General features: G+C 67.4%; 17 protein-coding genes. 15 read left to right on the top strand and 2 right to left on the bottom strand.

What is annotated here, in order from left to right; genetic code table 11:
• The first annotated feature begins 8 nt into the window (after positions 1–8).
• Both E0W60_RS23860 and bamE read left to right on the top strand, forming a co-directional pair.
• Complete coding sequence (locus tag E0W60_RS23860; RefSeq protein WP_135705803.1) at positions 9–4,124, top strand: translocation/assembly module TamB domain-containing protein; 4,116 nt, start codon at positions 9–11, stop codon at positions 4,122–4,124.
• A 58-nt stretch (positions 4,125–4,182) separates the two neighbouring features.
• Positions 4,183–4,731 (top strand): outer membrane protein assembly factor BamE domain-containing protein, encoded by a 549-nt coding sequence (gene bamE, locus E0W60_RS23855; RefSeq protein WP_133092501.1) that lies wholly within the window; start codon positions 4,183–4,185, stop codon positions 4,729–4,731.
• A gap of 67 nt (positions 4,732–4,798) precedes the next feature.
• Here bamE and metG read toward each other — a convergent pair whose 3' ends face one another.
• Together metG and E0W60_RS23845 are read right to left on the bottom strand one after the other, a co-directional pair.
• Positions 4,799–6,859, bottom strand: coding sequence for a methionine--tRNA ligase (gene metG / locus E0W60_RS23850; RefSeq protein ID WP_135705801.1), 2,061 nt, complete (start codon positions 6,857–6,859; stop codon positions 4,799–4,801).
• Positions 6,860–7,158: 299 nt separating this feature from the next.
• Positions 7,159–7,797, bottom strand: a complete 639-nt coding sequence (locus E0W60_RS23845; RefSeq protein WP_133092499.1) for an OmpA family protein — start codon at positions 7,795–7,797, stop codon at positions 7,159–7,161.
• A 362-nt stretch (positions 7,798–8,159) separates the two neighbouring features.
• On the opposite strand from E0W60_RS23845, the gene E0W60_RS23840 reads away from it, so the two are divergent.
• The 13 genes from E0W60_RS23840 to E0W60_RS23780 all read left to right on the top strand — a co-directional run bounded on the left by E0W60_RS23840 (position 8,160) and on the right by E0W60_RS23780 (position 21,669).
• Entirely contained in the window at positions 8,160–9,332 is a 1,173-nt protein-coding gene (locus E0W60_RS23840; RefSeq protein ID WP_240745896.1) for an RNA-guided endonuclease InsQ/TnpB family protein, read from the top strand.
• Positions 9,316–10,404 (top strand): iron-sulfur cluster carrier protein ApbC, encoded by a 1,089-nt coding sequence (apbC, locus tag E0W60_RS23835; protein ID WP_135705800.1) that lies wholly within the window; start codon positions 9,316–9,318, stop codon positions 10,402–10,404. Before E0W60_RS23840 ends, apbC begins: the two co-directional genes overlap by 17 nt.
• A 26-nt stretch (positions 10,405–10,430) precedes the next feature.
• Positions 10,431–10,979 (top strand): DUF3305 domain-containing protein, encoded by a 549-nt coding sequence (locus E0W60_RS23830; RefSeq protein ID WP_135705798.1) that lies wholly within the window; start codon positions 10,431–10,433, stop codon positions 10,977–10,979.
• 22 nt (positions 10,980–11,001) lie between these two features.
• The gene (locus E0W60_RS23825; RefSeq protein ID WP_135705796.1) at positions 11,002–11,637 is read left to right on the top strand and encodes a DUF3306 domain-containing protein; all 636 of its coding nucleotides are present in this window, start codon (positions 11,002–11,004) and stop codon (positions 11,635–11,637) included.
• 99 nt (positions 11,638–11,736) lie between these two features.
• Positions 11,737–13,962 carry a 4Fe-4S binding protein gene (locus tag E0W60_RS23820; protein ID WP_135705794.1) on the top strand — a complete coding sequence of 742 codons (2,226 nt, stop codon included), beginning with the start codon at positions 11,737–11,739 and terminating at the stop codon, positions 13,960–13,962.
• A gap of 27 nt (positions 13,963–13,989) precedes the next feature.
• On the top strand, positions 13,990–14,622 hold the full coding sequence (locus tag E0W60_RS23815; RefSeq protein ID WP_135705793.1) for a TorD/DmsD family molecular chaperone: 633 nt from the start codon (positions 13,990–13,992) through the stop codon (positions 14,620–14,622).
• A gap of 123 nt (positions 14,623–14,745) precedes the next feature.
• On the top strand, positions 14,746–14,961 hold the full coding sequence (locus E0W60_RS23810; protein WP_063240102.1) for a formate dehydrogenase: 216 nt from the start codon (positions 14,746–14,748) through the stop codon (positions 14,959–14,961).
• 69 nt (positions 14,962–15,030) lie between these two features.
• Positions 15,031–18,069 carry a molybdopterin-dependent oxidoreductase gene (locus E0W60_RS23805; RefSeq protein WP_135705791.1) on the top strand — a complete coding sequence of 1,013 codons (3,039 nt, stop codon included), beginning with the start codon at positions 15,031–15,033 and terminating at the stop codon, positions 18,067–18,069.
• Between the two features lie 26 nt (positions 18,070–18,095).
• Complete coding sequence (gene fdh3B / locus E0W60_RS23800) at positions 18,096–18,821, top strand: formate dehydrogenase FDH3 subunit beta (protein ID WP_133092492.1); 726 nt, start codon at positions 18,096–18,098, stop codon at positions 18,819–18,821.
• The gene (locus E0W60_RS23795; protein WP_133092491.1) at positions 18,818–19,054 is read left to right on the top strand and encodes a hypothetical protein; all 237 of its coding nucleotides are present in this window, start codon (positions 18,818–18,820) and stop codon (positions 19,052–19,054) included. The genes fdh3B and E0W60_RS23795 overlap by 4 nt, the downstream gene beginning before the upstream one ends.
• A gap of 64 nt (positions 19,055–19,118) precedes the next feature.
• Positions 19,119–20,351, top strand: a complete 1,233-nt coding sequence (locus tag E0W60_RS23790; RefSeq protein ID WP_135705789.1) for a formate dehydrogenase subunit gamma — start codon at positions 19,119–19,121, stop codon at positions 20,349–20,351.
• 36 nt (positions 20,352–20,387) lie between these two features.
• On the top strand, positions 20,388–20,774 hold the full coding sequence (locus E0W60_RS23785; RefSeq protein ID WP_135705787.1) for a hypothetical protein: 387 nt from the start codon (positions 20,388–20,390) through the stop codon (positions 20,772–20,774).
• 64 nt (positions 20,775–20,838) lie between these two features.
• Positions 20,839–21,669: a formate dehydrogenase accessory sulfurtransferase FdhD gene (locus E0W60_RS23780; RefSeq protein WP_135705786.1), complete on the top strand. Its 831-nt coding sequence runs from the start codon at positions 20,839–20,841 to the stop codon at positions 21,667–21,669.
• Positions 21,670–21,701: the final 32 nt, after the last annotated feature.

The following is a 21,701-nucleotide window of genomic DNA, read 5'->3' as shown; positions in this document are numbered from 1 at the left end:
ATGCGAACATGAGCGCCCACGACCTGCCCGACGTGCCCGGCGAGGGCACGCCCACTGAGCCGAACCCGCCCGCGCCGCGCAAGCGCCGGCGCGTATGGCGCGCGCTCGCCTGGCTGGTCGGCGTGCTGGTGTTGCTGGTGGTGGCGCTGGTCGGCGCGGGCGTGGCGGCACTGGGCACCGAGGCCGGCACGCGCCACCTGTGGACGCTGGCGACTCGGCTGTCGGCCGGCATGCTCAGCGGCCGGCTCGAAGGCGGCACGGTGGCGCATGGCCTGCGGCTGCGCGACGTGGTCTTTGCCAGCGGCCAGACCCGCGTGACGGTGGACCGCGTCGATGGCAGCTGGGCCATGACCTGGCAGCCGCGCCGCCTGCACTTGGACTACCTGCGCATCGGCAAGGTCGAGGTCCGGCTGGGCCCGTCAGAGCCGAGCACCGAGCCGGCGCAGATGCCGAAGTCGCTGGAACTGCCGCTGGCGATCGACGTCGACGCGCTGACCCTGGAGCGGCTGGCGCTGCTGCAGGGCACGTCACCCGCCGCCGAGCCGATGGTGTTCGCCAACCTGTCCGGCGCACTGCACAGCGACGGCCAGCACCACCGCGTCAGCGTGGACAAGCTGGAGACGCCGTACGGCAAGCTTGCAACCAACGCCCAGATCGGCGCACGCGCGCCATTCCCGCTCAGCGCCGAGGCGCTGCTGGAGGCGAGCTGGCAGAAGGAGTCCTTTGCCGTCAACGCCACCGCCAGGGGCACGCTCGAAGCCTTGCGCGCCGAGCTGCAGGCCAACGGCGACCGCATCCATGCGCGCGCCGGCGCCGACCTGACGCCGTTCGGCAAGGTGCCGTTTACAAACCTGCTGGTCGATGGCGAGCGCATCAACCCGCGGCTGTTCAGCCCCACCGCGCCGCAGGCCGACCTGACGGTGCATGCCGAGCTGCGGCCGGTGGATGGCGCGGCGGCGACCCCGGCGCCGCCTGCCGCATCCGCACCCTCCGCATCCGCACCCGCCGCGGTGCCGCCGCCCGCGCCGCTTGCCGTCGCAGGCGACATCGAGATCCGCAACCTTGAAGCCGGCCTGCTCGACAAGGAGCGCCTGCCCGTGCATTCGGTGCGCGCCCACGTCGAACTGAGCGAAATGGCGCAGGCCATCAGCAACCTGCGCGTGGCGCTGACCGGCAAGGCCGAAATCACCGGCGGCGGCTCGCTGCGCGATGGGCGCGGCGGCTTCGACCTTGACGTGCACCGGCTCGACCCCGCGGCGCTGCATGGCTCGCTCACCAGCGCCAGCCTGTCCGGCCCGGTGGTGCTGCGCATGGAGCCCGGCCGGCAGAGCGTGGCGCTGGACCTGTCCGGCGCTGCGCTCAAGCTGTTCGCCGACGCCAGCATGGACGCCGACACCGTCACGCTGGGCGCGCTGCGCGCGACCGTCGGCCCCGGCGTGCTGAGCGCGGAAGGCAAGCTCGGCCTGAAGGACAGGCAGCCGTTCAGCTTCAAGGGCAAGCTGGCGTCATTCGATCCGTCGCGGCTGGCCAAGGTGGCCGCGGGCCGTATCAACGCTGACTTCAGCGCCAGCGGCGAGATTGCCCCGGTGCTTGGCGTGGCGCTGGATTTTGCCGTGCACGAGAGCGAATACGCCGGCCTGCCGATGACCGGCGGCGGCAAGGTGCGGCTCGCCGGCGAGCGGCTGCTGCCAAGCGAAGCGGCGCTCAATATGGCCGGCAACCAGGCCAACCTGCGCGGCAGCTTCGGCGCGCGCGGCGACCAGCTCAGGCTGGCGGTCGACGCGCCGCAGCTGGCGCGGCTCAAGTTCGGCGTGGCCGGCAAGCTCAAGCTCGATGCCACCATCACCGGCACGCTGAAGAAGCCCGAGGTGGTGGCCGACTACAACGCGCAGGCACTGGAAGTGGGACCGCACAAGGTGGCCAGCGCCAGCGGCCGCGCCGAGGTGCGTGGCGGGCTGGACGGACCGCTGTCGGTGCAGCTGGCCGCGCGCGACTACCGCGGGCCGCAGGCCAGCCTCAGCACGCTCGACGCGACCCTCAACGGCACCCAGGCCAACCACGCCTTCGACGTCAAGGCCGCCGGCACCCTGAACCGCCGGCCGCTGCAGCTGGCGCTGGCGGGGCAGGGCGCATGGAAAGGCAAGGAGGGCTGGAACGGCACCATCCGCACGCTGGAAGAGCGCAGCACCGTCAACCTGCGGCTGGCCGCGCCGACACAGCTGCTGGTCGCCGACCAGCGCGTGCGCCTGGGCGCCACGCGGCTGCTGATGGACAACGCCACGCTCGCCATCGACAGCTTCGACTGGGACCATGGCCGCATCCGCAGCCAGGGCACGCTGAACGGCCTGCAGGTCGGCCACGTGCTCGAACTGATGGAAACCATCACCGGCGAGAAACCGCCGGTGCGCTCCGACCTGGTCATCGACGGCCGCTGGAACCTGGCGCTGGCCGAGACCGCGAGCGGGTTTGCCGAAGTACGCCGGCGCAGCGGCGACCTGTCGGTCAATGCCGGCCGCGGCTTTACCACCATGGGCCTGGGCGAAACCAGCCTGCGCGCCGAGGCGGGCGGCAACCGCATCGCGCTGCGCGGCGGCATGGTGTCGGGGCGCATCGGCAAGGTGGTGGTCGATGCCTCGGCCGGGCTGGTGCAGGAACAGGGCCTGCAGACGGTGGGGCCGGCATCGACGCTGGCGGGCACCGTCACGGTCGATGTGCCGCGCCTGAAGTCGCTCGAGGCGCTGACCGGGCCGCAGTATGCCTTCGACGGGCGCCTGGCCGCGGCGCTGCGGCTGGGCGGCACGGTCGGCGCGCCGCTGCTGGCCGGCACCATCGATGGCGACAATCTCGCCGTCACGCTGTATGACATCGGCCTGCGCCTGACCGACGGCACCGTGCGCGTGGCGCTCGACCAGAACACAGTGGAACTGAAGCACGTCGAGTTCCACGGCGGCGACGGCAAGATCACCGCCACCGGCAACGTCAAGCTGGGCGAGGCCGATCCCAACCTGACCGGCAAGATCGTCGCCGACAAGCTGCAGCTGTTCGCCAGCCCGGAACGCACGCTGGTGGTGTCGGGCGATGCCAGCATCGCCAACGAAAACAAGCAGGTCGTGATCCGCGGCAAGTTCCGCGTCGACCGCGGCCTGTTCGACCTGCCCAAGGCCGGCGCGCCGGTGCTGGGCGACGACGTGGTGGTGATCCGCCGCAAGGACCAGCGCGCGGTCAAGACCGCCGCGACGCCGGTGGTGCCCGAGACCAAGCCGGCGAGCAAGTTCAGCCCGGTGATCGACCTGACCGTCGACCTGGGCAACGACTTCCGCTTCCGCGGCGCGGGCGCCGACCTGCTGCTGGCCGGCCAGCTCGGGGTCAAGAGCGAACCGCTGGTGCCGCTGAAGGCCATCGGCACGGTGCGCGTGACGGATGGCACCTACGAGGCCTTCGGCCGCAAGCTGGACATCGAGCGCGGTATCATCAACTTCAACGGCCCGATCGACAACCCGAACATGAACATCCGCGCCATGCGCCGCAACCAGGAAGTGGAGGCGGGCGTCGAGGTGACCGGCACGGTGCGGCTGCCGCGCGTGCGGCTGGTGTCGGAGCCCAACGTGCCCGACGAAGACAAGCTGTCGTGGCTGATGTTCGGCTACGGCGCCGAAAGCGCCGGCGCGGGCCAGCAGCGGGCGCTTGGCGGCGCCGCGCTGGGCGGGGCGGCGCTCGGCATGATCGGCGGCAAGGCGGGCAAGGGCATCGTCTCGCATTTCGGCATCGACGAATTCTCGATCGGGCCCAGCACCGCGGGCCTGAACGACCAGCAGGTGGTCAGCATGGGCAAGGCCATCACCGACCAGATCGCGGTGGGCTACGAACAGAGCCTGACCTCGGCCTCCAACGTGGTGAAGCTGACCTGGCAGTTCTCGCGGCGTTGGTCGCTGATTGCCAAGGGCGGCTCCATCAACGGATTGTCGGTCTTGTTCAACCGCCGCTTCGACAGCTGGGCGATCCTGTTCTCGGGCGCCTCGAACCGCCGCGGCACCAGCAGGAGCCAGGATGACGGCCAGATACTCGATCCGGAAAGCGCGGCCGCGGCCGCTTCGGCAGTCATTGCCGAGCCCGTGCGCCGCTGAAGCAAGCGCCACCCACCTACGCCCCGCCAACTACGCGTCGCCGCGACGCCTTGCCGCCATGGGACTGATTGCCTCTGTGCTTGCGCTGTTCGGCTGCGACCAGCGCAAGGTCGATGAAGCGATGAACAAGGCGGGCGAAACCGCGCGCAACACCTGGAACGCGATCAAGCCCGACAGCCAGCTGTTCAAGGGCATCGTGCCCGGCCAGTCCACCGAGGAAGAGCTGCGGCGCCAGGCCGGCAAGCCCGAGATCGTCTGGGAAGAGGCAGACGGCGGCCGCCGGCTGGAATACCCGCGCGGCCCCGAGGGCACCACCACGTGGATGGTCACCATCGGCGCGGACGGCAAGGTCGCGCGCATCGAGCAGGTGCTGACGCCGGAGAATTTCGCGCGCGTGCGCGCCGGCATGAGCAAGGACGATATCCGCCGCCTGCTGGGCAAGCCGACCAAGGTCGAGGCCTTCGCGCTGAAGAAGGAAGAAGTGTGGGGCTACCGCTGGATGGAGACCTCGACCGACAAGGCCTTCTTCAATGTGCATTTCAACAGCGATGGCACCGTGACGACGACTTCGCGCAGCGACGATCCGTCGAAGATGCAGGGCGGCTGACACCACCTCGGTGCAAAAAAAAAGCGGCCGCCCGAAGGCCGCCGCCGCTTCCTGCGCGCGATCCGCTTCAGCGAATCCGCATGCCCGGCACCGCTCCGCTGTGCGGCTCCAGGATGTACAGGCCCGGCGCGGCCTTCTCATCAGCCGCCGATGCCGCCAGCACCATGCCCTCGGACATCCCGAACTTCATCTTGCGCGGTGCCAGGTTGGCCACCACCACGGTCAGCTTGCCGACCAGCTGCTCGGGCGCGTAGGCCGACTGGATGCCCGAGAACACGTTGCGGGTCTTGCCTTCGCCCAGGTCCAGCGTCAGCTGCAGCAGCTTGTTCGAGCCTTCGACCTTCTGGCATTCCACAATCCTGGCCACGCGCAGGTCCACCTTGGCGAAATCGTCGATGGTGATGGTCTCGGCCACCGGCTCGATCGACGCTGCCGCGGCAGCGGGCGCCGCCGTGGCCTGCAGCGATTCGCGGTTGGCCGCCAGCAGTGCGTCGACCTGCTTGGCATCGACGCGCGTCATCAGGTGCTGGTAGGCCTGCACCGGGTTGGCCGCGGACAGCTGCTTGTCGATGGCGCGCCAGTCAAGCGGCTCGACGTTCAGGAAGCGTTCGACGCCGGCGGCCACGTTCGGCACCACCGGCTTCAGGTACACCGTCAGCAGGCGGAAGGCTTCCAGCGACACCGAGCAGGCGGCGTGCAGCGCGGCGCGCTTGCTTTCGTCCTTGGCCAGTTCCCACGGCTTCTCGGTGTCGACGAAGGCGTTGACCGTGTCGGTCAGTTCCATCACCTGGCGCAGCGCCTTGCTGTACTCGCGTGCTTCATACAGCTGCGCGATCTGCGGCGCGGCCTGGCGCAGCTGCTCCAGCAGCGGGTGCGCCAGCGCGGCCTCGTCGACCTTGCCTTCGAAGCGCTTGACCAGGAAGCCAGCCGCGCGGCTGGCGATATTCACGTACTTGCCGATCAGGTCGCTGTTGACCCGGGCGATGAAGTCGTCCAGGTTCAGGTCCAGGTCTTCCATGCTCGCATTGAGCTTGGCGGCGAAGTAGTAGCGCAGCCATTCCGGGTTCATGCCGGTGTCGATGTAGCTCTGCGCGGTGATGAAGGTGCCGCGCGACTTGCTCATCTTGGCGCCGTCCACCGTCAGGAAGCCGTGTGCGAACACATTGGTCGGCGTGCGGTAGCCCGAGAAGCGCAGCATTGCCGGCCAGAACAGCGTGTGAAAGTACAGGATGTCCTTGCCGATGAAGTGGTACTGCTCGGCGGTGGAGTGCGGGCCGACCCAGGCGTCGAAGTCGATGCCGCGCTGCTGCGCCAGGTTCCTGAAGCTGGCGTAGTAACCGATCGGCGCGTCCAGCCACACATAGAAATACTTGCCGGGAGCGCCGGGGATCTCGAAGCCGAAGTAGGGCGCATCGCGCGAGATGTCCCAGTCCGACAGGGTCGAGGCCTCGCCTTCGCCGCCCAGCCATTCCTGCATCTTGTTGGCGGCCTCGGGCTGCGCCAGGTCGGCCACCCATTCGCGCAGGAAGGTCTCGCAGCGCGGATCGGACAGCTTGAAGAAGAAGTGCGTCGACGACTTGCGCACCGGCGTGGCGCCCGAGACCACCGAGTAAGGGTTCTTCAGGTCGGTCGGCACATAGGTAGTGCCGCAAACCTCACACGAGTCGCCGTACTGGTCCTTGGCCCCGCACTTGGGGCATTCGCCCTTGATGAAGCGGTCCGGCAGGAACATGTTCTTGACGGGGTCGAAGAACTGCTCGACATCGCGCTCGGCGATCAGGTCCTCGGCCTTCAGGGCCAGGTAAATCTTCTCGCACAGCTCGCGGTTTTCATCCGCGTCGGTGCTGTAGTAGTTGTCGAATGACACCAGGAAGCTGTCGAAATCGCGCTTGTGCTCGGTCCAGACGCGGTCGATCAGCTGCTTGGGGGTGATGCCTTCCTTCTCGGCGCGCAGCATCACCGGGGTGCCGTGCGTGTCGTCGGCGCCGACGTAGTAGACCTCGTTGCCCATCATGCGCTGGAAACGCACCCAGATATCGGTCTGGATGTATTCCACCAGGTGGCCGATATGGATCTGGCCGTTGGCATAAGGCAGGGCGGATGTGACGAGGATGCGACGTGCGGTCATAGACGAAGAGCCGGTCAGGGGCGGGGAATATCAGTGGCGACGGCGCTGCGCGCGAGGCGGGCGCGTGCCGGGGAGGGGCTATTTTAGCAACGTAGTGCCGCGGATGCGCCGGTTCCGCATGGCGGAATCCGCTGAAATGGCACAGGCCATTCCCTGCAAACGGCCAAAAAAAAGCGCCGGTCAGTGCCGGCGCAGCTTTCCACAACGGAAAAGGAGGAGAAATCAGGTACCGCCCGGGAGGTCAGCCACCCATCGCGAGCCAGCAACGGTGGCAAGCGGTACCTGTTTCTATGACTGGGTCACCCTTGAATTGGTTTCAAAAAAATTTCGACACGGCGATTTTGTTGCCGGCCAGCCTCGGTGGCATTGTCCGCAACGGGCTGGGCCTGGCCCCGGCCCTCGGCCGTCAGGCGGTTCCGTGCGACGCCGCGGTCACCCAGGTAGCTCGCCACGCTCTGGGCCCGGCGCTGCGACAGCTGCATGTTGTAGCTGGGATTGCCGGTGCTGTCGGTATGGCCCACGACATTGGCACTGACATCCTGGTGCTGGCCCAGCGTCTGGGCGACCTGGTCGAGCACGGAGCGGAACGACGGCTTGATGCTGGCGCTGTCGGTATCGAAGGTCACCTGGCTGGGGATGTTCACCTTCAGCGAGCCGTCCGGCTGCTCGGTGATCTGGGTGCCGGTGCCGGCAGTGTCCTTGTTCAGCTTGCCGCGGATGGCATTCCAGTTGTAGCCGGTCGCACCGCCGACGGCTCCGCCCACGGCCGCGCCGACCAGCGTGCCGGTGGTATTGCCGCCGATCAGGTTGCCAAGCCCCGCGCCCACCGCGGCGCCTACGCCGGTACCGACGGCCGTATGGGTCTGCTGTTCGGTGGCGCAACCCGCGGCCAGCAGGGTGGCAGCGGCGAGCGAGACAGTGACGAGCTTGATCTTCATGCTTTCTCCTTCTGATATTCCCGTAATGTTCCTGGTACCGCATGCGGATGGTAACCGCAAGGCGATACCGCAGATAACCCTTTGTGCGCGTTGGCGGCGGCGCGGCCGGCGCGATGGCCAATGCCCGGGTGCCTGTCCGCCCAACCGCACTACAATATGGATATGGCGGCGCGCGCACAAGTGCAAGGTTGTGAGATTTGTAAATGTCTGTAATCCCACACCTGGCACAGGGGAGTTGGCCGCTCTTCTCGGACTCCCATTGACCATTGCCTCAGATTCGCTCCTTTCACTCCCAGCCTTTCATGGCGGGAAGTGAAAGGAGCGGCGTCGCCAGGTGGCATTCCAACGTTAGAATGAGCGGCATGATTCTCGTCTACCGCTACCGGGTCAAGTCGCTCAACGGCCTGCTCAACAGGCAGAGCCGAGCGGTGAACTTCGTCTGGAACTTCTGCAATGACACGCAGAAGCACGCGCTCAAATGGGGTAAGAAGTGGCCGAGCGGGTTCGATCTGAATGTGCTGACCACTGGCAGCAGCAAGGAACTCTGTATCCATTCCGGCACCGTCAATGCGACGTGCGAGCAGTACGCTAAATCGCGCAGCCAGCATCGCCGTACTTATCTGCGATACCGCGGCAGGAAGTGCCTGGGCTGGGTGCCCCTGAAGGGCCGCGATCTGAAACGAGAAGGCGAGGCGTTTCGCTTTGCCGGCAATAGCTTCCGCGTGTTCAACAGCCGCCCGTTGCCTGAAGGCAAGATCAAGGACGGCACAAACTTTGCGCAGGATTCGCGCGGGAACTGGTTTCTCAACATTGTGATCGAGATTCCTGATGTGCCGGCACGCCCGATTCAAGCTGGCGTCGGCATCGACCTTGGCTTGAAGGACTTCGCGACGCTCTCGACCGGCGAGAAGTTTTTCAATGACCGGTTTGGCCGGCATGCCGCCGAACGACTGGCCAAGGCGCAGCGTGCGCGAAAGCACAAGCGGCATATCGCCAAGCTGCATGCCAAGGTGGCGAATTCCCGCGCCGACTTCCAGCACAAGCTTGCGCTCGACCTCGTCCGCCGCTTCGATTACATCGCAGTTGGCAACGTGTCGGCTGTGAAACTCGCCAGGACCAAGATGGCGAAAAGCGTCTATGACGCATCCTGGTCGTCCTTCCGGGCCAAGCTCCGCTACAAAGCGATTGCGCACGGGGCCACCTTTGAGGAAGTGAACGAAAGCGGTTCTACCCAGTCCTGTTCGGCGTGCGGTTCGAAAGACAGCACGACGCGGCCGAAAGGTATCGCAGGACTGCGAATAAGAGAGTGGACCTGTAGTAGCTGCGGTGCCGTGCATGACCGTGATACTAATGCTGCGCTGAACATTCTCCGATGCGGACGTGCATCGCCAGCTGTGGGAATCCCCTTCCTTAGGCAGGGGAAGACGTCAAACTTTGATACATTAGGTGCCAGTCCAGCCGGTGGCGCCGGCCGTACGGGCCATCCCACACAGTCAGAAAAACCAAGCGGAGTTTGTCTTGAGCGTCAGCACTGAGCAGGTCACCGAAGCCCTGCGCACCGTCATCGACCCCAACACGGGCAAGGACCTGGTTTCCACGCGCTCGGCCCGGAACATCCGGGTCGACGGCGGCGAGGTTTCGCTGGAAGTTGAACTCGGCTATCCCGCCAAGAGCCAGCTGGACCCGATCCGCAAGCTGGTGGTTGCTGCGGTGCGGCAAGTGCCGGGCGTCACCAACGTCAGCGTGGCCGTGACCATGAAGATCGTCGCTCACGCGGTGCAGCGTGGCGTCAAGCTGCTGCCGGGCGTGAAGAACGTGATTGCCGTCGCCTCGGGCAAGGGCGGGGTGGGCAAGTCCACCACCGCGGTCAACCTGGCGCTGGCGCTGGCCGCCGAGGGCGCGCGCGTGGGCATGCTCGATGCCGATATCTACGGCCCCAGCCTGCCGATGATGCTCGGCATCGACGGCCGTCCCGAATCCACCGACGGCCAGACCATGGAGCCGCTGGAGGGCCACGGCGTGCAGGCCAACTCGATCGGCTTCCTGATCGAGCAGGACAACCCGATGGTGTGGCGCGGGCCGATGGTCACCTCGGCGCTGGAGCAGTTGCTGCGCCAGACCAACTGGCACGACCTCGACTACCTGATCGTCGACATGCCGCCGGGCACCGGCGATATCCAGCTGACGCTGTCGCAGAAGGTGCCGGTCACCGGCGCGGTGATCGTCACCACGCCGCAGGACATCGCGCTGCTCGACGCCAAGAAGGGCCTGAAGATGTTCGAGAAGGTGGGCATCCCCATCCTCGGCATCGTCGAGAACATGGCGGTGTACTGCTGCCCGAACTGCGGCCACGTCGAGCATATCTTCGGCCAGGGCGGCGGCGAGAAGATGTGCGCCGACTATGGCGTGGAGCTGCTGGGCAGCCTGCCGCTGAACCTGCAGATCCGCGAGCAGGCCGATTCGGGCCGTCCCACCGTGGTGGCCGAACCGGACAGCCCCGTGGCCGAGCTGTACCGCGGCATCGCGCGCAAGGTGGCGATCAAGGTCGCCGACAAGGCGCGCGACATGACCAGCAAGTTCCCGAGCATCGTCGTGCAGAACACCTGAGCGCGCGGCTTGCCGCGCCAGCAGCCATGGAAGCCGAAACCACGCCCTTGCCACAGTCGCCGCCACCCGGCGCCCGTCCCGTCGTCACCATGGCGGTGGTGATGCGCAAGGTGGCGCTGGCCAACCGCTGGCAGCCATGGAAATGGCAGCTCGACGCGGTGCTGCCGGACCTGGGCGAGTTCGGCACGCACGCGGTCTGCCTGGAACACGACGAACACGGCGCGCGCTGGCTGTATCCCGGCTTCGAGGTCGAGCTGTTCCGCGACCAGGGCGAGGGCTATTACCTGAACCTGACCTCGACCACGCCATGCTGGTTCGTGCTGTGGCGCATGCCCGAGGACGAGGACGGCGGCGGCACCGGTGAAGACGCCCACCCCGTGCCGATGACGGTCACGCTGTCGTACAACGAAGCCGGCCGCTGGCTCGACGCCGGCGAGATCGTCGAGAACGTGCCGCTGGCACCGGAGCAGCGCGACTGGCTGCAGGCCTACGTCAACGAGCATTACCGGCCCGAGCCGAAGCAGCGGCGCCGGCCCGAATCCTTCAAGGCGCCGCAGGACCGCGCGCGCTACTGACCTTGCTGTTTCGCATACGCCGATGAGCGATTCGTCCTTCCTGTCACGCTGGTCGCGCCGCAAGGCCGCGGTGCGGGAGGGCGTGGCCGTGCCGGCGGAGCCGCTGCCGCCTGCCGAGGCATCACCGTTGCCCGTGCCACCGCAGGCTGCGACCGCGGTGCCGGAGGCCGGCCCGGAAGTCCCGCTGCCGACCCTGGCCGACGTGGCGGCGCTGCGTCCCGGCGACAATATCGCCCGCTTCGTCGCGCGCGGCGTCGATGAATCGGTCAAGCGCGCCGCGCTCAAGACGCTGTTTGCCGATCCGCATTTCAATGTGATGGACGGCCTCGACACCTACATCGACGACTACGGCAAGCCCGACCCGATCCCGCCGGGGATCCTGCGCCAGCTGCGCCAGGCCGAGTCGCTGGGGCTGTTCGAGCCGACCGACGAGGAGCGCGCTGCGGCCCAGGCGGCCGCAGCCGCCGCACAGCCGGACGCACAAGTCGCCGCACAACCGGACGATGTACCGCCGGCGGCGCCCGCAGTGGCCAGCGACCCGGCTGGCGCTACGGACATACCCGCATCCTCCGAAACGCCGCCGCCGGTGGCCAGTCAAAGCGCAAAACAGGCCCCGCAAGGCCCGCAAGTTCCGCAAGATCCGGATAAGTGCGCGTAGCCCCACCGGGCAGCGCAGCCTACAATAGGCTTCCCCACAATCCGCCGGGCCGCAGACCCTCGCAAGAAGGACGTCCGGTCCGGTCAGCACGCATTCGCCATGCCGACGCTGATCTGCAATTGCAACGACACCATGCCGCTTGACGGGGCGGCGCTGTCGGAAGCCAGCCAGGGCCCGCAGCAAGGCCAGCAACAAGACAAGCAACAAGACAAGCAACAAGGTCCGCTCAAGGTCCACCACCTGCTGTGCCGGCGCGAAATCGGCGCCTTCACCGCCGCACTGGACGGCACCGACGATGTCATCGTGGCCTGCACGCAGGAGCGCGCGCTGTTTACCGAAGTTGCCGCGCAGACCGCCCAGGGCCAGGATGGCCGCCCGGTGGTGACCGCCCCGGTCCGCTTCGTCAATATCCGCGAGACCGGCGGCTGGTCGCAGGGCGCGCGGCGCGATCCCCGGACCGCCAATGCCAAGATCGGCGCGCTGCTGGCGGTGGCCGCGTTGCCCGAGCCGGAGCCGGTGCCCGTGGTCGACTACCGCTCCGACGGCTCGGTGCTGGTGCTGGGCCCGGCGCAGCGCGCGCTGCCCTGGGCGGAACGGCTCGCGGCCATGCAGTTCGAGGTCACGGTGCTGCTGACCGGCAGCGCCCCGGGCGAGGGCGCCGCCGCCCAGCCTTTCAGGCGTACCTACCCGGTCCATAGTGGACGGCTGTCCGCGCTTGCCGGCTGGCTCGGCGCCTTCGAGGCCAGCTGGGAAACCGGCGCGGGACGCAGCAACCCGATCGACCTGGACCTGTGCACCCGCTGCAATGCCTGCATCGATGCCTGCCCGGAAGACGCGATCGATTTCAGCTATCAGATCGACCTGTCGCGCTGCCGCTCGCACCGCGACTGCGTGCGCGCCTGCGGCGCTGCCGCGGCCATCGACTTCGACCGGCCGCAAGGCACCATGGAAGGCCGCTTCGACCTGGTCTTCGACCTGTGCGACCAACCCGCCTTCACCATGCACCAGCCGCCGCAAGGCTACCTGCATGCCGGCGCCGACCCGGCGCGGCAGCAGGCGCTGGCGCTGACGCTGGCGGGCCTGGTAGGCGAGTTCGAGAAGCCGAAATTCTTCCGCTACAAGGACAGCCTGTGCGCGCATGGCCGCAACCAGACCACCGGCTGCACGGCTTGTATCGACATTTGCTCGACCCGGGCGATCCAGTCGCGCTGGCATGACGGCAAGGGCCGCATCGAGGTCACGCCCAACCTGTGCATGGGCTGCGGGGCGTGCACCACGGTGTGCCCCAGCGGTGCCATCAGCTACGGCTATCCCGGCCCGGAGACGACCGGCACTCGCCTGCGTACGCTGCTGGCCGCCTACCGGCAGGCCGGCGCGCGCGACCCGGTCGTGCTGCTGCACGGCGAGGAATATGGCACGCCCGCCTTGCTGGCGCTGGGCCGCGCCGCGCGCGCGGGCCGTGCCGCCGGCGTGCCCGCCAATGTGATGCCGCTGTCGCTGTTCCACCCGGCCGCGGCCGGGCTGGAGCTGTGGCTGGCTGCGCTGTGCTGGGGTGCCAGCCGCGTGGCGGTGCTGCTCACCGGCGATGAGGCGCCGCAGTACCGCACCGCGCTGCGCGAGCAGATGGAAGTCGCCCGCGCATTGCTGGCGGGACTGGGTTATGACGCCGACGTGCTGTCGCTGGTCGAGGCGGCAGATACGCCCACGCTGGATGCCGGCCTGTCCGCGTTGCGTCCGGGCCGCAATGCGCTGCCGCCGGCGCCGTTCGGCGCCGTTGCGGCCAAGCGCGAGATGCTGGACTTCGTGTTCGACCACCTGGTGCGCCACGCGCCGGTGCCCGCCGACATCGTGCCGCTGCCGGCGGCCGCGCCGATTGGCGCGATTGCTGTCGATACCGGCAAGTGCACCTTGTGCATGGCGTGCGTCGGCGCCTGCCCGTCGCAGGCCCTGCGCGACAACCCCGAGCGCCCCGTGCTGAGCCTGATCGAACGCAATTGCGTGCAGTGCGGCCTGTGCGAAAAGACCTGCCCGGAAGATGCGATTACGCTGGTGCCGCGCCTGCTGGCCGGCGAAGCCGCGCGCCGCCCGGTCACGCTCAACGAGTCCCAGCCGTTCCATTGCGTGCGCTGCGCCAAGCCGTTCGGCACGGCGCAGATGGTGGAATCGATGCTGGTCCGGCTGGCCGGCCACCCGGCATTTTCCGGCGCCGCCGCCGAGCGGCTGAAGATGTGCCCGGATTGCCGCGTGATCGACATGATGGAGCACGAGAGCGGGACCATGAGCGGGACCATGAGCGGCACTGTGAGCGGCACCACGCTGCGCTGAGCCTCCATCGACACAATTCATCACGACATGACAGATTTCCAGCCGATCCAGCTCACCGCGGCACCGCACGCCGACGATGCCGAGGACACCGCCCGCGCCGACCTGTACGGCCTGCTGGCCACGCTGTTCTATCGTGCGCCCGATGCCGCGCTGCTGCACCACATCGCGGCCAACCGCGCCGTCGGCGAAGATGCCGATACGGTACTGGGCAAGGCGTGGAATGCGTTGTGCGCTGCAGCAGCCGAGACCACGGCGGCGGAGGTTGAAGAGGAATACCGGCAGCTATTCGTCGGCGTGGGCCGGCAGGATGTGTTCCTGTATGGCTCGTTCTACCTGACCGGCTTTCTCAACGAGCGTCCGCTGGTGGCGCTGCGCGAAGACCTGGCCCGCTATGGCCTGGAGCGCCACGACGGCGTCAGCGAGACCGAGGACCACATCGCCACGTTGTGCGAGGTGATGCGCTTCCTGGTGGCTGGCGAGGACCTGTCGGTGTCCAACCTCGGCGAGCAGCAGCGCTTCTACGCGCAGCACCTGCAGCCCTGGGTCGAGAAATTGTGCGATGCGGTGATCGCGCACCCGCAGGCGCGTTTCTATCGCGGCGCCGCCGGGTTGCTGGCCGCGTTCGCCAGTGTCGAGGCGCTGGCGCTGGAGATGAACTAAGGACCGCAGGTCAGGAAAAACCCTTGCATATCATGGTCTTTCCTGCAAGATGCTTCTAGAATATGCATAACAACGCATAACGGCGAAAACCATCGGGCTTTGACAGCCGAGGAGCCCCCCCACATGAGAGAGAAGCCAACCCGGGTCGCGCGCCGCTCATTTCTCGCGGGCGCTGGAGTTGTGGCTGCCGCAACGGGTGCGGCAGCGCTGACAGCGCGTGGGCCGGCACTACCGGACCAGGCCGCCGCTCTGCCGGAACCCGCCGACACCCCGTCGGACAGCAAGGGCTACCGGGTCTCAGAACACATTCGCAAGTACTACCGGACCACACTGGTGTAAGTGCCAGGGCGGCGTGGTTCGCCGCGCCGCCAGCAAACGGACGGCTCTCGTCCGCATCTGAGGTGAGACATGATCTTGACCCGCAAACGCGCGGCGCAGGGCGCATCCGCCCGCCTCGCTGACGGCCTCGCCAACCGGCACGATCCTGCCGGCGCGCAAGCCGGAACCGGACGCCTCTCACAGCGGCTCGCCGCAAGCCTGGCCGGCGCCATGCCGACCATGGACCGCCGCAGCTTCCTCAAGCGCTCGGGCATCGGCGTCGGTGCCGGCCTGGCGGCGTCGCAACTGACGCTGCTGCGCAAGGCCGATGCCGCCGACGACAAGAAGGGCGCCGCCGATGGCAAGAGCGGCATCGTCGTGCGCCGCACCGTATGCGGCCACTGCTCGGTCGGCTGCGCGGTCGACGCGGTGGTGCAGAACGGCGTGTGGATTCGCCAGGAACCGGTGTTCGATTCGCCCATCAACCTGGGCGCGCACTGCGCCAAGGGCGCTGCGCTGCGCGAGCACGGCCACGGGGAATACCGGCTGAAGTACCCGATGAAGCTGGTCAACGGCAAGTACCAGCGTATCAGTTGGGACCAGGCGCTCGACGAGATCACCGCGAAGATGAAGGAGATCCGCCAGCAGACCGGCCCGGACTCGCTGTTCTTCGTCGGCTCGTCCAAGCACAGCAACGAGCAGGCGTACCTGCTGCGCAAGTGGGTTTCGTTCTTCGGCACCAACAACACCGACCACCAGGCGCGCATCTGCCACTCCACCACGGTGGCGGGCGTCGCCAATACCTGGGGCTACGGTGCGATGACGAACTCGTACAACGATATGCAGAACTCGAAGGCAGCGCTGTATATCGGTTCGAACGCGGCCGAGGCGCATCCCGTGTCGATGCTGCACCTGCTGCACGCCAAGGAAAACGGCTGCAAGGTGATCGTGGTCGACCCGCGCTACACGCGCACCGCGGCCAAGGCGCATCACTATGTGCGCATTCGCTCGGGTACCGACATCGCCTTCCTGTTCGGCATGCTGTACCACATCTTCAAGAACGGCTGGGAAGACCAGAAGTACCTGCACGACCGCGTCTACGGCATGGACAAGGTCAAGGAAGAGGTGCTGGCCAAGTGGACGCCCGACAAGGTCGAGGAAGTGACCGGCGTGCCCGAGGCGCAGGTCTACCTGGTTGCCGAGACCATGGCCAAGAACCGCCCCAGCACGCTGGTGTGGTGCATGGGCCAGACCCAGCACACCATCGGCAACGCGATCGTGCGCGCGTCGTGCCTGGTGCAGCTGGCGCTGGGCAATATCGGCGTGGCGGGCGGCGGCGCCAACATCTTCCGCGGCCATGACAATGTGCAGGGCGCCACCGACGTCGGGCCCAACCCCGACTCGCTGCCTGGCTACTACGGCCTGGCCACCGGGGCATGGAAGCACTACGCGGCGGTGTGGGGCGTGGACTATGAATGGATCAAGAAGCAGTTCGCCTCGCAGACGATGATGGAGAAGTCCGGCACCACGGTGTCGCGCTGGATCGATATCGTCACCGAGAAGAACGAGCTGATCGACCAGGACAACAACGTGCGCGGCGTGTTCTTCTGGGGCCATGCCCCGAACTCGCAGACGCGCGGCCTGGAGATGAAGAAGGCGCTGGACAAGCTCGACCTGCTGGTGGTGATCGACCCGTATCCGTCAGCGACCGCGGCCATGGCAAACATGCCGCCGGCCGAGGGCGACAAGGTCAACCCGAACCGCGCCGTGTACCTGCTGCCGGCGGCCACGCAGTTCGAGACCTCGGGCACGTGCACGGCCTCCAACCGCTCGCTGCAATGGCGCGAGAAGGTGATCGAGCCGCTGTTCGAATCGATGCCCGACCAAACCATCATGCAGGCGTTCGCCGACAAGCTTGGCTTTGGCAAGGAGCTGTCGAAGAACATGAAGCTGATCGAGGTCAAGCGCGCCGGCCGCACCTGGATGGAGCCGGAGCCGGAATCGATCCTGCGCGAAATCAACGCCAGCAACTGGACCATCGGCTACACCGGCCAGTCGCCCGAACGGCTGAAAGCGCATATGCGCAATATGCAGATGTTCGACGTCAAGACGCTGCGCTGCAAGCAAGGGAAGGACCCCGTCACGGGCTACGACCTGACCGGCGACTACTTTGGCCTGCCGTGGCCGTGCTACGGCACGCCGGAGCTGAAGCACCCGGGTTCGCCCAACCTGTATGACACCAGCAAGCACGTGATGGACGGCGGCGGCAACTTCCGCGCCAACTTCGGCGTGGAGCGCGACGGCGTCAACCTGCTGGCCGAGGACGGTTCGTACTCGCTGGGCGCGGAGATCACCACCGGCTATCCCGAGTTCGACCACGTGCTGCTGAAGAAGCTGGGCTGGTGGGACGAGCTGACCGATGCCGAGAAGGCCAAGGCCGAGGGCAAGAACTGGAAGACCGACCTGTCTGGCGGCATCCAGCGTGTGGTGCTGAAGAACCATGGCTGCCACCCATTCGGCAATGCCAAGGCGCGGGCGGTGGTGTGGAACTTCCCGGACCCGATCCCGCAGCACCGCGAGCCGCTGTACTCCACGCGGCCCGACATGGTCGCCAGGTACCCGACCCACGACGACAAGATGGCGTTCTGGCGGCTGCCGACGCTGTACAAGTCGGTGCAGCAGCGCAATATCGAGAACAAGGTCTACGAGAAGTTCCCGATCATCCTGACCTCCGGGCGGCTGGTCGAGTACGAGGGCGGCGGCGAGGAAACCCGCTCCAACCCGTGGCTGGCCGAGCTGCAGCAGGAGAACTTTGTCGAGATCAACCCGCGCGCGGCTTCCGATCGCGGCATCCGCAATGGCGACTTCTGCTGGGTCAGGACGCCGACCGGCGCCGCGCTGAAGGTGCGCGCGCTGGTGACCGAGCGGGTCGGGCCGGATACCGCCTTCATCCCGTTCCACTTCTCGGGCTGGTGGCAGGGCAAGGACCTGAAGGACTACTACCCGGAAGGCGCGATGCCGGTGGTGCGGGGCGAAGCCGTCAACACCGCCACCACGTATGGCTATGACTCGGTGACGATGATGCAGGAGACCAAGACCACCGTTTGCCAGATCGAGCGGTTTGCATAAGCCACAGGACAGAGCAGAGGAACATCATGGCACGCATGAAATTCATCTGTGACGCCGAGCGCTGCATCGAGTGCAACAGCTGCGTCACGGCCTGCAAGAACGAGCACGAGGTGCCCTGGGGTGTGAACCGGCGCCGCGTGGTGACCGTCAACGACGGCGTGGTCGGCGCCGAGAAGTCGATCTCGGTGGCCTGCATGCATTGCTCCGACGCACCGTGCATGGCGGTGTGCCCGGTCGACTGCTTCTACCGCACCGACGACGGCGTGGTGCTGCACGACAAGGACGTCTGCATCGGCTGCGGCTACTGCTCGTATGCCTGCCCGTTCGGTGCGCCGCAGTTCCCGTCGACCGGCACCTTCGGCGTGCGCGGCAAGATGGACAAGTGCACGTTCTGCGCCGGCGGCCCGGAGAAGAATGGCAGCGAGGCCGAATTCGAGAAGTACGGACGCAACCGGCTGGCCGAAGGCAAGCTGCCCTTGTGCGCGGAGATGTGCTCGACCAAGGCGCTGCTGGGCGGCGATGGCGATGTGATTGCCGACATCCTGCGCAACCGCGTGATCAAGCGCGGTACCGGCGGCGACGTGTTCGGCTGGGGCACCGCCTATGGCGTGCCCAAGGCCGCGCCAGGGGCGCCGGCAGCGCCGGCTGGTCCCGCCGCGCCGGATGCGCCCGGGGCCCGCTCCACGCCAGCCGCACCGGCTGCACCGGCTACCCCCGCCGCAACCGGCGTTCAGGGAGGGCAGACATCATGAGCCGCGCCTGCGCCATCGTCCTGCTGACACTGTGCGGCGCGCTGCTGGCCGCGTGCGGCGAAAAGCCGCAGACCATCAACCAGTCGCACCGCAAGGCCGACGCCCAGGCGTACCAGGGCGCGCCCGACGACCCCTTCGTGGCCAAGGGCTGGACCGCGGGCGACAAGACCAGCTGGCATAACCAGATCCGCCAGCGCAACCAGTACCAGAACGAGTACAACCGCGTGCAATGAATGCGCCGCAGTGGGCAGGCGCCGCGATCCGCGCGCATGCTCCCGATGACCTGAAGGAGGGCGTATGACGCCGTCGCACAATGCATGCCGCAGCGGGCAGGGCGCCGGGTGGCGCCGCTGGCTGGCGGCCGGCGCGCTGGCACTGATGGCCGTGGCCGGAAGCGCCGCGGCCCAGGCTCCCGCACCGGGGCCGTCGACCGGCCCGGCCACCGCCTCGGGCAGCGCCGATGCCAACAACCCGGCCACGCATCCGGCCCAGCCACTGGCCGGCATCGCATCGGAAAACATCTTCAACGTGCCGCGCCGCGACATCGCCGCCGAGGCCCAGTCGCAGCAGCAACGCACCGTCACGCAGCCCGGCAACAACGCGCCGGTCTGGCGCGAGGTCAACTCCGACCAGCGTCACTACAGCAGCCTGCCCGACAAGGAAGCCGGCGTGCTGATCCAGCGCACCGGCCAGCAATGGCGCCTGTTCCGCAACGGCGTGATCACCGTCTGGGGCGGCTGGCTGCTGCTGGTGGTGCCGCTGGCCATCCTGGGCTTCTACCTGTGGCGCGGCACCATCCCGCTGCGCGAGCCGCGCACCGGCCGCATGATCGAACGCTTCACGCCGCTGGAGCGCATCGTCCACTGGACCATGGCGATCTCGTTCGTGGTGCTGGCGGTGTCGGGCATCATCATGCTGCTGGGCAAGCATTTCCTGCTGCCGCTGATGGGGCACATGCTGTTCGGCTGGCTCAGCTACATCCTGAAGAACCTGCACAACGTGGTCGGGCCCATCTTCACGCTGTCGGTGATCGTCGCCTTCGTGGTGTTCGTGCGCGATAACCTGCCGGGCCGCGACGACGTGCGCTGGGTCACCAGCCTGGGCGGACTGGCATCCGGCAAGCACGTGCCGAGCGGGCGCTTCAACGCCGGCGAGAAGATGTGGTTCTGGGTCGGCGTGTTTATCTTCGGCATCGTGCTGTCGGCCTCGGGCTGGGTGCTCGACATGATCGTGCCGGGCATGGACTACTACCGCGCGACCATGCAGATCGCCAACGTGATCCACGGCATTTCCGCCGTGCTGATGATCGCGATGGCGTGCGGCCATATCTACATGGGCACGGTCGGCATGGAAGGCGCGTACCGCGCCATGCGCGACGGCTGGGTCGACGAAGCCTGGGCCAAGGAGCATCACGAGCTTTGGTACGACGACATCCAGTCCGGCAAGATTCCCGCGCAGCGTTCGACCGGTCCCGCCAGTCCGGATGCGGCGGCCGGGCGGGCCGCGCGGCATACCCCCGGCGAAGCTTGATCACGCAGGACACCAATACTTCGGGAAGCATCGACCATGACACGCACCCTGACGCTGATCGCCCTGGCCGCCGAGGCCACTTTGAGTGCCGGCGCGCTGGCCAAGCTGCCGCCACCCAGCGAAGCCCAGCAGGCCAAGGCCGCGGAGACCAAGGCCCGCGCCGCGTGGTCGGACAAGGTCGCTGCCTTCCAGCTGTGCCGTGCGCAGGACAAGATCGCGACACGCTACTACGCCGAACGCCAGGCACAGGGCAAGGACGCGCGCGCGGCGGTGCAGACCCCGCCGTGTACCGATCCGGGACCGTTCGTTGCGCCCGTGGCGGCGTCGGCCCCAGCGGCGCCGGCGCCCGCGGTCGCAAGCACCGGTGCCGACGCCAAACCGGTTGCGCCCGGCGCAGTACAATCTCCCGCAAAGGCACCATAACCGCAGCCCCGATGCTCGCCTGGACGGCACGGGGCACCTTCCAGCAGCCCTGAGCCTTCCTGTCATGACCCTGCGTCCCGAGCTTACCCAGGCAGCCGTTCCGCTGATCGAAGAGGTCGAAGTCGTCGACGAGCAGGGCCGCGTGCGCGCGGCCTACCTGCCGGGCGAGCGCCCGCTGACGGTCTACCTGGACAAGCGCGAACTGGTCACGCTGATGACGCTGGGCGGCGCGCCCGAGCACCTCGTGCTGGGCTACCTGCGCAACCAGCGGCTGGTCGAATCGATCGAGGATATCGCCGCGGTACAGGTCGACTGGGAAACCGAATCCGCCGCCGTCACCACCCGCACCGGCGTCGACCGCATCGAGGAGCGCACCGCGCGCCGCGTGGTGACCACCGGCTGCGGGCAGGGGACGGTGTTCGGCTCGCTGCTGGACGAGGTCGACAGCATCCGCCTGCCGGTCGATACGATCCTCGACCAGGACACCCTGTACGGCATCGTCGACACTATCCGGCTGCAGCAGTCGGTGTACAAGCAGGCCGGCTCGGTCCATGGCTGCGCGCTGTTCAAGGGGACCGAGTTGTTGATGTTTGTCGAGGACGTCGGCCGCCACAACGCGGTCGATGCCATTGCCGGCCGCATGTGGCTGGAAGACATGAGCGGCGCCGACAAGATCTTCTACACCACCGGCCGCCTGACCTCGGAAATGGTCATCAAGGGCGCGCAGATGGGCATCCCGTTCCTGCTGTCGCGCTCGGGCGTGACGCAGATGGGATACCAGATGGCCACACGGGTCAACCTGACCCTGTTCGCGCGCTGCACCGGCAAGCATTTTCTGCTCTACACCGGGCGCGAACGGTTCCGTCATCGGATTCCCGAGGACGCCGTAGCTTGATTGTGGCTCAAGGGCCGCTTCATCGCCTGTCG

Origin of the sequence: Cupriavidus oxalaticus, from assembly GCF_004768545.1 — a bacterium.
GTDB classification, from domain to species: Bacteria; Pseudomonadota; Gammaproteobacteria; order Burkholderiales; family Burkholderiaceae; genus Cupriavidus; species Cupriavidus oxalaticus_A.
This window is presented reverse-complemented; position numbering and strand designations above follow the sequence as displayed.

Bases quoted from the DNA above. Each gene is read 5' to 3' on its own strand.
- E0W60_RS23860 (WP_135705803.1), top strand. From the start codon at position 9: ATGAGCGCCCACGACCTGCCCGACGTGCCCGGCGAGGGCACGCCCACT.
- bamE (WP_133092501.1), top strand. From the start codon at position 4,183: ATGGGACTGATTGCCTCTGTGCTTGCGCTGTTCGGCTGCGACCAGCGC.
- metG (WP_135705801.1), bottom strand. From the start codon at position 6,859: ATGACCGCACGTCGCATCCTCGTCACATCCGCCCTGCCTTATGCCAAC.
- E0W60_RS23845 (WP_133092499.1), bottom strand. From the start codon at position 7,797: ATGAAGATCAAGCTCGTCACTGTCTCGCTCGCCGCTGCCACCCTGCTG.
- E0W60_RS23840 (WP_240745896.1), top strand. From the start codon at position 8,160: ATGATTCTCGTCTACCGCTACCGGGTCAAGTCGCTCAACGGCCTGCTC.
- E0W60_RS23830 (WP_135705798.1), top strand. From the start codon at position 10,431: ATGGAAGCCGAAACCACGCCCTTGCCACAGTCGCCGCCACCCGGCGCC.
- E0W60_RS23825 (WP_135705796.1), top strand. From the start codon at position 11,002: ATGAGCGATTCGTCCTTCCTGTCACGCTGGTCGCGCCGCAAGGCCGCG.
- E0W60_RS23820 (WP_135705794.1), top strand. From the start codon at position 11,737: ATGCCGACGCTGATCTGCAATTGCAACGACACCATGCCGCTTGACGGG.
- E0W60_RS23815 (WP_135705793.1), top strand. From the start codon at position 13,990: ATGACAGATTTCCAGCCGATCCAGCTCACCGCGGCACCGCACGCCGAC.
- E0W60_RS23810 (WP_063240102.1), top strand. From the start codon at position 14,746: ATGAGAGAGAAGCCAACCCGGGTCGCGCGCCGCTCATTTCTCGCGGGC.
- E0W60_RS23805 (WP_135705791.1), top strand. From the start codon at position 15,031: ATGATCTTGACCCGCAAACGCGCGGCGCAGGGCGCATCCGCCCGCCTC.
- fdh3B (WP_133092492.1), top strand. From the start codon at position 18,096: ATGGCACGCATGAAATTCATCTGTGACGCCGAGCGCTGCATCGAGTGC.
- E0W60_RS23795 (WP_133092491.1), top strand. From the start codon at position 18,818: ATGAGCCGCGCCTGCGCCATCGTCCTGCTGACACTGTGCGGCGCGCTG.
- E0W60_RS23790 (WP_135705789.1), top strand. From the start codon at position 19,119: ATGACGCCGTCGCACAATGCATGCCGCAGCGGGCAGGGCGCCGGGTGG.
- E0W60_RS23785 (WP_135705787.1), top strand. From the start codon at position 20,388: ATGACACGCACCCTGACGCTGATCGCCCTGGCCGCCGAGGCCACTTTG.
- E0W60_RS23780 (WP_135705786.1), top strand. From the start codon at position 20,839: ATGACCCTGCGTCCCGAGCTTACCCAGGCAGCCGTTCCGCTGATCGAA.